Here is an 11,613-nt window from a genome sequence, read left to right on the forward strand (position 1 = left end):
CTAGGCTGGGGGTTCAGTAAAGCTTTCAGCTTTGAGTCGGTTCTAAAAACCCCTTTTGATTTGTTAAAACAGGTTGCGGTCTGGCAACTGCAAACATTCAACAAGAAATCAAAAGGGGGTCCCAATGAGGGACGAAAAGAGCTTAGCGCACACCCGATGGAACTGTAAATATCACATAGTTTTTGCGCCGAAGTACCGAAGACAGGTGTTCTACGGTGAAAAACGCAAAGCGATAGGCAGTATCTTAAGAAAGCTGTGCGAATGGAAAAACGTGAATATTCTTGAAGCGGAATGTTGTGTGGATCACATCCACATGCTTCTGGAGATCCCGCCGAAAATGAGTGTATCGGCTTTTATGGGGTACCTGAAGGGCAAGAGTAGCCTGATGCTTTATGAGCAATTTGGGGATTTGAAGTTCAAATACCGTAACAGGGAGTTTTGGTGCCGAGGGTATTACGTTGATACGGTTGGAAAAAATACGACCAGGATACAGGAATACATAAAGCACCAACTGGAAGAGGATAAAATGGGTGAGCAGTTGTCGATCCCCTATCCGGGTAGCCCGTTTACGGGCCGTAAGTAATCCATAGATGCAAATGTCAGATCGTGATGCGCCTGTTAGGGCGCTGCTGGTGACAGAGCCTTATAGGCGCATATGAAAAACCTCCGGCTATGCCGGAGGATATTTATTTTACTGCTATCGCCGGGTGGCGGCTGCGCCTTACACCGGCCTACCCAACATTGTAGGCCTGGCAAGCGCAGCGCCGCCGGGCAATAAAGCAAAATTAGCGGTGCAGCTTGCCGTGATCTTTCAGCCAGTTTGCTGTCTGCACAATGCCCTCATCAAGCGTGACAATCGGCTGGTAGCCCAGCTCTTTCTCTGCGCGGCTGATGTCGAGCGTAAAATCGAAATTGAGTTTCGACACGCCGTAATGGGTGAATGACGGCTCTTTGGCGGCTTTGTTGCCAAAACGCTCCATGCTGCGGGCCACCATATCCAGCATCGGGTAGGGCACAGAACGCACGCGGCAATGGATATCCAGCTCATCAATCAGCTTTTGTACAATACTTTTCAGGCTGCGCGGTTCGCCGTTGGTGATGTTATACGCCCGGCCTGACGGCAGTGAGTCACAGAAAGGTTGGCTCGCCAGCCACATCGCATGCACCGCATTTTCGTAATACGTCATATCGACCTGCGCAGCGCCGCCGCGAGGCAACAGCACGCTGCCATAGTGGTGCATCATTTGCGCCAGGCGTGGAATAAACACTTTATCGTGTGGGCCGAACAGGCTTTGCGGACGCAACACGGTGAAACGCGTGTTGGGGTTCGCCTGTGCCAGCAAATGAATGACTTCTTCCCCGGCCGCTTTGCTGCGGGCAAATTCATTGGCAAAACGCTGCGGGCGAAAATCTTCCTGAATGTTTCGGCGATGGTGATAGTCGAAGTACAGCGACGGTGAAGAGATATGAATAAAGTTGCGCACGCCCCAGGCAACCGCCCATTCGCCAAGGCGGCGGGTGGCCCGTACGTTGACTAAATCGAAGGCTTCCTGCGTTCCCCACGGTGAGGTGAAGCTGGAACAGTGCCACAGGGTATCGACCCCGGCGAGCATCACTTTGGCCTGAGAAGATACCAGTTCGGTTAAATCTGCATGGACGAATTCGGCGCCCATTTTTTCCAGCAGTCGGCCCATCGCTTCATTGCGACCGGTAGCTCTGACGCTGATGCCTTTACGGCGCAGATAGTCCACCGCATTACGGCCTAAACCGCTGGTGGCGCCGGTGACCAGTACCTTCATATCCATCCACTGTGTCTGAAAAGAATTTCGTGCGCATTTTTCCGTGAATTACGCTGACTTGCAATGGGAAACTATGAAGAAAAAACTCAATTTGACGGTTTGCGCGAGATTTCTTCCGCAAGCTTCGCAATGCGCCTGGCCATGCCTTTAAAAATAAACAGGTGCGCGGGGATCATCAGCAGCCAGTACAGTAAGCCTGGCATACCGTGAGGATGCCACCAGGCGCGAACGTCGATTTCCCGATGGCTGCCTTTGTCTTTCAGCGTAAAAGTGAGACGGCCAAGGCCGGGCGCTTTCATGCCAAACAGCAGCGAGAGCTGTTTCTCTGGCTCGACGATAATGACCTTCCAGCTGTCTACTGCGTCACCCGTTTGTAAAAACGCGTGTTCCGGGCGGCCTTTCGCCAGTTTATGGCCGATAAGCCTGTCCAGCGCAGCGCGAATGTCCCACAGAATATTACCGAAGAAATAGCGTTCTTTGCCGCCAAGTTGATTCACCACCTGCCACAGTGATGCGAGGCTGGCTGACGTACTGACGGTGCAACCTGCTTGCTTCGGAAAATATCCATATTCAGGCCGCCAGCGGGCAAAAGCCTGGGCATCGTAGCCCCAGTCGCTGGAGTTCATCAGTTGCTCTTCTTCTTTCAGCGTGCGCTTCACCGCCTCATCAAAAGAGAGAAGCGTTTGCGGGATCAGCGCGCGCAATTCTCGGTCATCGGCCAGCAGATCGTGCTTCAACCCCTGAATCAGCGCTTTGGCGGTGGTCGGGGGAACAGACGTGATGACATTCAAAAACCAGACGGAAATCCAGCTGGTTGGGAACGGAATGGGGATCAACGGACGATGGCGGCCGCTGATTCGCATAAAGTGCTCGAACTGTTCCTGATAGCTCAGCTCGTCAGGCCCGGCGGCTTCCAGCACGCGGTGTTCCGCGGTGGGATGGTCGAGCAGAGCAACCAGATAATGCAGCAGGTTTTCCAGTGCGATTGGCGTGGTGCGCGAGCGAACCCAACGCGGTGGCGTAAGAACCGGCAGGTTGTAAACCATATCGCGCATCACTTCAAAAGCCGCAGAGCCTGCGCCGACAATAATTCCCGCTCGCAGTTCTGTCACCGGAACACCCGCTTCACGCAGCACATCGCCGGTGATCTGGCGTGCGCGTAAGTGATCGGATTGCTCGTTTTCGGGAGCCTGAAGCGAACTCAGAAAAATGACCTGCTTCACCGGCTGTTCCCGCAGCTCATCGCGAACGTTCAGCGCGGCCTGTCGCTCATGGGCGATGAAGTCACCGCCTTCGCCCATGCCGTGCACCAGATAGTAAAGCGTATCGACACCTTCAAGCAGCTTCGGCAAGTCAACAGGCCAGTGCAGGTCGACGTGATGACAACTGACGCCAGGCAGCGCCAGTTTTTGCAGACGATCCGTGTTACGTGCCGCCGCCCGCACGGGATAACCCTGCGAGCTCAGTTCGGTCACCAGATGCTGGCCGATATAGCCGCTGGCGCCGAGCACCAGAATAGTTTGCGGCACGTTATTCCCTCAGTTCTTCAGAAAGGATTGCCAGTGGCGAACCACTTCAGTCAACTGCTCACGGCTGACATCCAGGTGCATCACCAGACGCACGACAGGCGAGGCGTTAATCAGAATGCCGTTGGCACGCAGATGTTCGCCGAGTGCCGCGGCATTTTCTTCCCCCACACGCACGAACAGCATGTTGGTGTCGTGGCGCATCACGTCCGCACCAATTTCCTTCAGCGCTGTCGCCATCCAGGCGGCGTTGTCGTGGTCTTCCTGCAAACGCTGAACGTTGTTTTTCAGCGCATACAGGCCAGCCGCCGCCAGAATGCCCGCCTGACGCATGCCGCCGCCGGTCATTTTACGCCAGCGGTTGGCGCGTTTGATGTACTCCGTGCTGCCGACCAGCAGTGACCCCACCGGCGTGCCGAGGCCTTTTGACAGGCAAATAGTGAAGGAGTCGCAGTATTGCGTGACGTCTTTCAGCTCGCAGCCGTAATCGACAATGGCGTTAAAGATACGCGCGCCGTCAACGTGCAGGCCAAGCTTGCGTTCACGGGTAAATTCCCACGCTGCTTTCAGGTATTCGCGCGGCAGCACTTTACCGTTATGGGTGTTTTCCAGGCTGAGCAATTTGGTGCGGGCAAAGTGGATATCGTCGGCTTTGATTTTTGCCGCCACTTTATCGAGCGGTAACGTCGCGTCGGGCGCGGCGTCGATAGGCTGTGGCTGAATACTGCCAAGCACGGCGGCCCCGCCAGCTTCATACAGATAGTTATGCGCGCCCTGGCCGACAATGTACTCTTCGCCGCGCTCACAGTGGCTCAGCAACGCCACCAGATTGGCCTGGGTTCCCGTTGGCAAAAACAGGGCGGCTTCTTTGCCACCCAGCTCTGCCGCATAACGTTGCAGTTCATTGACGGTCGGGTCATCCCCGTACACATCATCCCCGACCGGGGCGGCCATCATCTCTTCGAGCATGGCACGACTCGGACGGGTCACGGTATCACTACGTAAATCGATCACGGCATTTCCTTTTTTGCATCAGGGTTATGCCTCTCTTTTTACCTGAGCCAGTTGGTTTTCGCCAGTTCGATAACTTCATCCCCGCGTCCGCTGATGATGGCGCGGAGCATATACAGGCTAAAACCTTTCGCTTGTTCAAGCTTGATTTGCGGTGGGATGGCCAGCTCTTCCTTCGCCACGACCACATCCACCAATACGGGGCCGTCTGTGCTGAATGCTTGTTGCAGGGCTTCATCAAGATCGGCGGCTTTCTCCACGCGGATGCCGGTTATGCCGCAGGCTTCAGCGATGCGCGCGAAGTTGGTGTCATGCAGTTCAGTGCCGTCGGTGAGGTAGCCTCCGGCTTTCATTTCCATCGCCACAAAACCGAGCACGCTGTTGTTAAAGACGATGATTTTCACCGGAAGTTTGAGCTGTGCGACTGAGAGAAAATCGCCCATCAACATACTGAAACCGCCGTCGCCGCACATCGCCACCACCTGCCGCTCTGGCGCGGTGGCTTTAGCACCCAGCGCTTGCGGCATGGCATTAGCCATCGAACCGTGGTTGAAGGAACCGAGCAGGCGACGCTTGCCGTTCATCTTGAGGTAACGTGCCGCCCAGACGGTTGGGGTGCCGACATCACAGGTAAAAATGGCGTCATCGGCAGCGAAGTGGCTGATCTGCTGCGCCAGATATTGCGGGTGAATGGCTTTTTCGCTGGGTTTCGCCAGGTCATCAAGCCCTTTACGCGCTTCGCGATAATGTTCCAGTGCTTTATCAAGGAAGCGGCGGTCTGTTTTCTCTTCCAGCAGCGGCGTCAGCGTTGCCAGGGTGGTTTTGATGTCGCCGACCAGCGCCATATCCACTTTGCTGTGCGAGCCAATGCTGGCCGGATTGATGTCAATCTGGATGATTTTGGCGTCGGTCGGATAAAAGGCGCGATAAGGGAACTGGGTGCCGAGCAAAATCAGGGTGTCGGCATTCATCATGGTATGGAAACCTGAAGAGAATCCGATGAGCCCGGTCATCCCGACATCGTAAGGATTGTCGTATTCCACATGCTCTTTGCCGCGCATCGCGTGAACAATCGGCGCTTTCAGTTTTCCGGCAAATTCCAGCAGCTCTTTATGCGCGCCTGCACACCCACTGCCGCACATCAGGGTGATATTGCTGGAGTAGCGCAGCAACTGGGCGAGCTTGTGCAGTTCTGCCATTTCAGGCACCACAACGGGCTGCGGGGCGGAATACCAATGCGTACTGGCCGTTTCTGGCGCGGGCTTCAGCGCCACGTCTCCGGGTAACACCACCACTGAAACGCCTCGGTTGAGCACGGCTTTGCGCATGGCAATCGCCAGCACCTGGGGGATCTGTTCTGGCGTCGAGACCAGCTCACAGTAGTGGCTGCACTCGCGGAAGAGCTCTTGTGGGTGAGTTTCCTGGAAATAGCCGCTGCCGATTTCACTGGAAGGAATGTGTGCGGCAATCGCCAATACGGGAACGTGGTTGCGGTGGCAGTCGAATAACCCGTTGATCAGATGTAGGTTTCCTGGCCCACATGACCCGGCACAGACCGCCAGTTCACCGGTTAACTGCGCTTCTGCGCCTGCTGCAAAGGCGGCCACTTCTTCGTGACGAGTGGACATCCACTCGATGGTGCCCATTCGGTTGAGGCTATCGCTGAGCCCGTTGAGGGAGTCTCCGGTTACGCCCCAGATACGTTTTACCCCGGCTTGTTCAAGCATTTTCGCAATATAAGCTGCCACAGTTTGTTTCATAAATTCCTTCTCCTTTTTGTGCTGGCGCTTACAAGCTTAGATGAAACTCGCTTGCCTGCCTGGCAAAATCCCCTTATTTTCAGCAGGTTTATTTGCGTAATGATTCGGCATAAGCTGGTTCTACTTGTGGGAAAACAGGGAATAGGTTCAAATGGTTAAATCATTGTTAAATACAATCAATAAAATGCTGGCTTGTGATGATCTGGGCAAACTGTTGCTGCGCCTGGCGGTGGGTGGGCTGATGCTGTTTCACGGTCTGCACAAATTGTTTGGCGGCGTTGAGGGCATTAGCGGCATGCTGGTGGCGAAAGGGTTGCCAGGGTTTATTGCCTACGGGGTGCTGATTGGCGAAGTGGTTGCGCCAATTCTGATTATTCTGGGCATTCTGACTCGTCCTGCTGCGCTGGTGCTGGCGTTTACCATGGTTGTGGCGTGGTTGATGGTCGGTACAGGCAAAACCTTTGCTCTGGACGTTGTGGGCGCGTGGGCGATTGAAAGCCTGGTGTATTTCTTTATCGGCTCGCTGGCTGTTGCTTTCCTGGGCGCAGGCCGTTTTGCTCTGGCAAAAGATTCAGCCTGGAAATAAAAAATCCCCACGGTGAGGTTATCGCGGGGACTTTGCCGGGCGGCACTGTGTTTGCCCGGCCTACGGTTCGATGCCTTTGTCGGCCCGGTAAGCATTGCGCCACCAGGCATTTTTTATCAGGCCAGCACCAAATTCCCTTGAGGATGGCAGGAGCAGGCCAGCACGTAGCCACTCGCCACTTCTGCCTCTGTCAGCGTCATGGTACTGCTGACGGTGTACTCGCCCGAAACAACCTTCGTTTTACAACTCCCGCAAACACCCGCCCGACAGGCCGCGTTCACGGGCACTTTATTGCTTTCCAGCGCAGCCAGTAACGTGGTGCCAACTGGCGCAAAAAATTCCTTCTCCGGTTGCAGCTTGGTGAATTTCACTCCGCTGGTGGCGGCTTCTGCGACAGGCGTAAAGAACTGCTCTTTGAAGAAACGCGTGACGCCTAGCGCTTTAACGTTCTCTTCAACCCACTGCATATAAGGCGCAGGGCCGCAACTCATTACGGTACGGGAAGCCAACTCCGGCACGCATTCCAGCAGCGAGGTTGTCAGCCGCCCGGAAACAAAGCCGTGCGTGGCATTATTCTCGGCGACCAGCGTCACCGGATAGTCGCGCCATTCATCGGCAAAAATCACATCCTGTGGCGAACGCACGCTGAAAATCACCTGCACATCCGCTTCCGGGCGATACTTCGCCAGCCAACGGCGCATCGACATGATCGGCGTGACGCCGCAGCCCGCCGCGAGAAGCAACAGCTTGTCTGTCGGTTTGTCTTCACAGGTAAATTCACCTTGCGCATGGGACAGCCACAGGTAGTCGCCGCGCTTAACTTCACGCGTCAGCCAGCCTGAACCTTTACCGTCCTCGATGCGGCGAACGGTCAGCGTGATGTATTCGCTCACACCCGGCGTGGAAGAGAGCGTATAGGCGCGCAGCGTGTCGGCAGAATTACCGATACTCACCAGCGCATATTGCCCGGCTCGGTAAGGGTAATAGTCGTGACACAGCAGGGAAAGCGTCCACACATCCGGTGTTTCCTGATGAATGTGATGGACCTGCATCCGCCATGGGCACTGTGGAGTTGGCATGGTCATGGGTTTCTCCTTACGCGCACAGCATTTGCTGCAAGTCTTGCTCGACGTTGGTGATGGAACGCAGACCAAATTTTTCGTTCAGCACAGCTAACAGATCTGGCGTCAGGAAGCCCGGTGCCGTTGGCCCGGTGACGATGTTTTTCACACCGAGCGAAAGCAGCGTCAGCAGAATAACAATCGCTTTCTGTTCAAACCAGGAGAGCACCAGCGACAGCGGCAGATCGTTCACGCCGCAGCCCAGTTTTTCCGCCAGAGTGACAGCCAGAATGATGGCGGAGTAGGCGTCATTACACTGACCGGCATCGACCAGGCGCGGCAGGCCTTCAATGTTGCCGAAATCCAGTTTGTTAAAGCGATATTTGCCACAGGCGAGGGTCATCACCAGGCAGTCATCCGGCACGCTGGTAGCAAAATCGGTGAAGTAGCTGCGCTCGGTACGTTCGCCGTCGCAGCCGCCAACGAGGAAGATGTGGCGTAGTTTTTCACGGCTAACCAGATCGATGAGGGTATCTGCCGCGCCCAGCAGAGTTTGGCGGCCAAATCCGACGGTGATCAGATGCTCAATTTCACTGTACGGGAAGCCCGCCATGCTTTGTGCCTGAGCGATAACCGGGGCGAAATCGTCGCCTTCCAGGTGGTTCACGCCCGGCCAGCCGACGATGCTGCGTGTCCAGATGCGGTTGTCGTAATCACCGACTGTTGGGTCGATGATGCAGTTGGAGGTCATCAGCACCGGGCCCGGGAAGCGGGCAAATTCAACCTGCTGGTTCTGCCAGCCGCTGCCGTAGTTCCCGACCAGATGCTTGAATTTACGCAGTTCAGGGTAGCCGTGCGCGGGCAGCATTTCGCCGTGGGTGTAGATGTTGACGCCGGTGCCTTCGGTTTGCAGCAGCAGGTTATAGAGATCTTTCAGGTCGTGACCGGAAATCAAAATCGCTTTGCCTGCCACCGCTTTCACGTTGACCTGCGTTGGTGTTGGGTGCCCGTAGGCGTTGGTTTCCCCGGCATCCAGAATGCTCATCACTTTGAAGTTCATCTGGCCGATGTCCATCGAGCACTCAAGCAGCGCGTTCATGTCCGCAGGCCAGGTGCCGAGCCACGCCATAATCTGGTGATACTGGGCGTAAATGGCGTTGTCGTACTGGCCAAGGACGTGGGCGTGTTCCATGTAGGCTGCCGCGCCTTTCAGGCCGTACAGGCACAGCAGGCGCAGGCCAAGAATGTTGTCGCCGATGGTGGCTTTGTCTTTGTTTGGCGTAAAGGCTTCGGCCTGACGCTGCAACTCGCCGAGATCGTCGCTGACCAGTTGCAGACCGGCCATCGGATTATCAACAGCAACGTTTGCATCAATGTTCAGACACTCAGCTTTCAGCGCTTCGCGCAGGGCAATGGCTTCGCGCGCGTAACCGACGATTCGTGGGGAATCAAAATTCACGTTGGTGAGGGTCGAAAAGAAGGCGCGAGGGGCAAAGCTGTCGACTTCATGATGGATGATGTTGAACTCACGGGCTTTGACTGCCCAGGCGGAAAGCCCTTGCAGCGTAGCAATCAGCAAATCCTGCAGATCAGAGGTCTGTGCCGTTTTGCCACACATCCCTTGCGCGTAAGCGCAGCCATTGCCCGCTGGCGTACGAATTGTTTGTTCACATTGCACACAAAACATGATCAGATCCTTTAAGTTATATTTAAAATGCATGTTTAAGATTAAGCCTCGTCAGAAACGCTGAAAAGGGTTTTGTGTGGCAACTTAAAGGGAGATTGATTTAAAGCAATTTTGGCGGCAGAAAGCTACCGCCATAGAGGTATTACGCCGTGAAGAAGGCCATCAGCAGCGGGACTAACAGGCTTAAAATAAAGCCGTGGACGATGGCCGCAGGGACGATTTCAAGCCCACCAGAGCGCTGTAAGACCGGCAGCGTGAAGTCCATCGACGTTGCCCCACACAGGCCCAACGCCGTGGAGCGGCTGCGTTGCACCAATCCTGGAATCAACATAATGGCAATTAATTCGCGGCCGAGATCGTTGAAAAAGGCGGCGCTGCCAATCACCGGGCCAAATGCTTCGGTCATCAAAATACCGGACAGGGAATACCAGCCAAATCCGGAAGCCATGGCGAGGCCCGTTTTCAGTGGCAACCCGAGAATAAAGGCATTGATGATACCGCCCGCCAGTGAACTGACTGTCACGACCACGGCAACCATCATTCCCCGACGATTAAGGATAATCTGTTTCAGGGTCATGCCATTATTGCGTAACTGAATACCAATCAGGAATAAAAGGAAAATAAGGGTATATTCGCTGGCTTCGGTGGCATGTTGTAAAACGGGCCAGCCGGTCAACCCAAGCAGGAAGCCAAGTAATACCACACCGCAAAGCTGTAATGACTCCAGCGCCATGGCAATACGTGAAGGCAATTTTTCCTGGGCGTGATGATGACGCCAGGGGAGGGCGCGTTCCAGCCACAGCAGGGCAATAATATTGCACAGCAGAATAACCGTAATACTGACAGCGGAATAATGAAGAATAGCTAACAGATTGCTGGCGAGATTATCCAGGAAGGCCAGGCTAATCCCCATGAAAAAGAGAATGACGTAAACAATCCAGCTCAGCAGGCGGTTAATCAGCTGCAGCGCCGGGCGGCTACGCAGCGGGATCAAGTAACCCACAATCAGTGGCACAAGAATAATCAGCAATCCTGAAAACATGAAAGACCCAGACCTTTAGTGTGGAAAAAGCACACCAGACACTACCGAAAGAGCCCGAGCGAGTAAAGCCACCCGAAAAAAGAAAAAGCCCGGCATTTGCCGGGCCTTCGGGGAATGTCTAAAACTTATTTTTTCTCAAGCAATGTGCGGTACAGCACACCCCCGAGGATACCGCCGATGATTGGCATCACCCAGAACAGCCACAGCTGCTGCAACGCCCAGCCACCCTGGAAGATAGCCACCGCGGTGCTACGCGCCGGGTTCACAGAGGTGTTGGTCACTGGAATGCTGATCAGATGAATCAGCGTCAGTGCCAGACCGATTGCGATTGGCGCAAAACCGGCGGGTGCATTTTTATCGGTTGCACCGTGGATAACCATCAGGAAGCCACAGGTCAGCACAATTTCAATCACAATAGCGGAAAGCATGGAGTAACCGCCTGGTGAATGTTCGCCGTAACCGTTAGAAGCAAAACCACTGGCCGCTGCATCAAAGCCGGTTTTACCGCTGGCAATCAGATAAAGAATGGCTGCTGCAATAATACCGCCGACAACTTGCGCGATGATATAACCGATAATGTCTTTCGCCGGGAAGCGACCGCCCGCCCACAAACCTAAAGTCACCGCTGGGTTGAAATGACCACCGGAAATATGACCAACGGCATAAGCCATGGTCAGAACGGTTAAACCAAATGCCAGCGCGACGCCAGCAAAACCAATCCCTAATTCCGGAAAAGCCGCAGCCAGAACCGCACTACCACAACCACCGAATACAAGCCAGAATGTACCAAAGCATTCTGCTGCCAGTTTTCTGAACATAACCACCTCAAAGAAATAACAGTGACGGTGTCAGGAAATCCTGCACCGGACATTATTTATCGCCACTAAGGGAAGACGACATAATTAAGAGCCGTTATTTTAAAAACGAAGTCATCCCTTCACCAGTTAAATAACTTCACTAATCTTGATTTAAGGCAATTTGCAGGAGTCCCTTGGGTAAAATTCGGATATTTCCAGTATAGATTAATTCCAGATTATCAAATGGGAGGTTCAGAATTTTTTTATCACATAGGTTTATTAACTACAGGGTTATTCGTTTCGCCCCAAAAATAATCTGGACATTTTTTGTCATAACATAACTT

The 11,613-nt window shown here is 54.2% G+C and carries 10 protein-coding genes; 2 read left to right on the forward strand and 8 right to left on the reverse strand.

Annotation, left to right across the window (positions count from 1 at the left end):
• The first annotated feature begins 124 nt into the window (after positions 1–124).
• Positions 125–583, forward strand: a complete 459-nt coding sequence (gene tnpA / locus ACLW56_RS13405; protein WP_330981770.1) for an IS200/IS605 family transposase — start codon at positions 125–127, stop codon at positions 581–583.
• Between the two features lie 202 nt (positions 584–785).
• Here tnpA and ACLW56_RS13410 read toward each other — a convergent pair whose 3' ends face one another.
• From ACLW56_RS13410 to poxB, 4 genes are all read right to left on the reverse strand, one after another.
• Positions 786–1,799, reverse strand: coding sequence for an NAD(P)-dependent oxidoreductase (locus ACLW56_RS13410; protein ID WP_330984356.1), 1,014 nt, complete (start codon positions 1,797–1,799; stop codon positions 786–788).
• 86 nt (positions 1,800–1,885) lie between these two features.
• Entirely contained in the window at positions 1,886–3,328 is a 1,443-nt protein-coding gene (locus tag ACLW56_RS13415) for an SDR family oxidoreductase (RefSeq protein ID WP_330984271.1), read from the reverse strand.
• A gap of 9 nt (positions 3,329–3,337) precedes the next feature.
• Positions 3,338–4,339, reverse strand: coding sequence for a low-specificity L-threonine aldolase (gene ltaE, locus ACLW56_RS13420; RefSeq protein WP_330984272.1), 1,002 nt, complete (start codon positions 4,337–4,339; stop codon positions 3,338–3,340).
• A gap of 38 nt (positions 4,340–4,377) precedes the next feature.
• A complete protein-coding gene (poxB, locus tag ACLW56_RS13425) occupies positions 4,378–6,096 on the reverse strand; it encodes a ubiquinone-dependent pyruvate dehydrogenase (protein WP_330984273.1) in 1,719 nt (572 codons plus the stop codon).
• A gap of 151 nt (positions 6,097–6,247) precedes the next feature.
• Between poxB and ACLW56_RS13430 the strand changes: the two genes are divergently transcribed.
• Positions 6,248–6,682, forward strand: coding sequence for a DoxX family protein (locus ACLW56_RS13430; protein ID WP_330984274.1), 435 nt, complete (start codon positions 6,248–6,250; stop codon positions 6,680–6,682).
• A 116-nt stretch (positions 6,683–6,798) separates the two neighbouring features.
• Here the strand turns inward: ACLW56_RS13430 and hcr are convergent, their stop codons facing one another.
• The 4 genes from hcr to aqpZ all read right to left on the reverse strand — a co-directional run bounded on the left by hcr (position 6,799) and on the right by aqpZ (position 11,290).
• Positions 6,799–7,767, reverse strand: a complete 969-nt coding sequence (hcr, locus tag ACLW56_RS13435) for an NADH oxidoreductase (RefSeq protein ID WP_330984275.1) — start codon at positions 7,765–7,767, stop codon at positions 6,799–6,801.
• A 10-nt stretch (positions 7,768–7,777) separates the two neighbouring features.
• Positions 7,778–9,430, reverse strand: coding sequence for a hydroxylamine reductase (hcp, locus tag ACLW56_RS13440; protein WP_330984276.1), 1,653 nt, complete (start codon positions 9,428–9,430; stop codon positions 7,778–7,780).
• A 142-nt stretch (positions 9,431–9,572) separates the two neighbouring features.
• On the reverse strand, positions 9,573–10,472 hold the full coding sequence (locus tag ACLW56_RS13445) for a lysine exporter LysO family protein (RefSeq protein ID WP_330984277.1): 900 nt from the start codon (positions 10,470–10,472) through the stop codon (positions 9,573–9,575).
• Positions 10,473–10,597: 125 nt separating this feature from the next.
• Complete coding sequence (aqpZ, locus tag ACLW56_RS13450) at positions 10,598–11,290, reverse strand: aquaporin Z (protein WP_330984278.1); 693 nt, start codon at positions 11,288–11,290, stop codon at positions 10,598–10,600.
• Between the last annotated feature and the right edge of the window lie 323 nt (positions 11,291–11,613).

Origin of the sequence: Pantoea sp. sgz302252 (genome assembly GCF_047713085.1) — a bacterium.
Taxonomy (GTDB): Bacteria; Pseudomonadota; Gammaproteobacteria; order Enterobacterales; family Enterobacteriaceae; genus Scandinavium.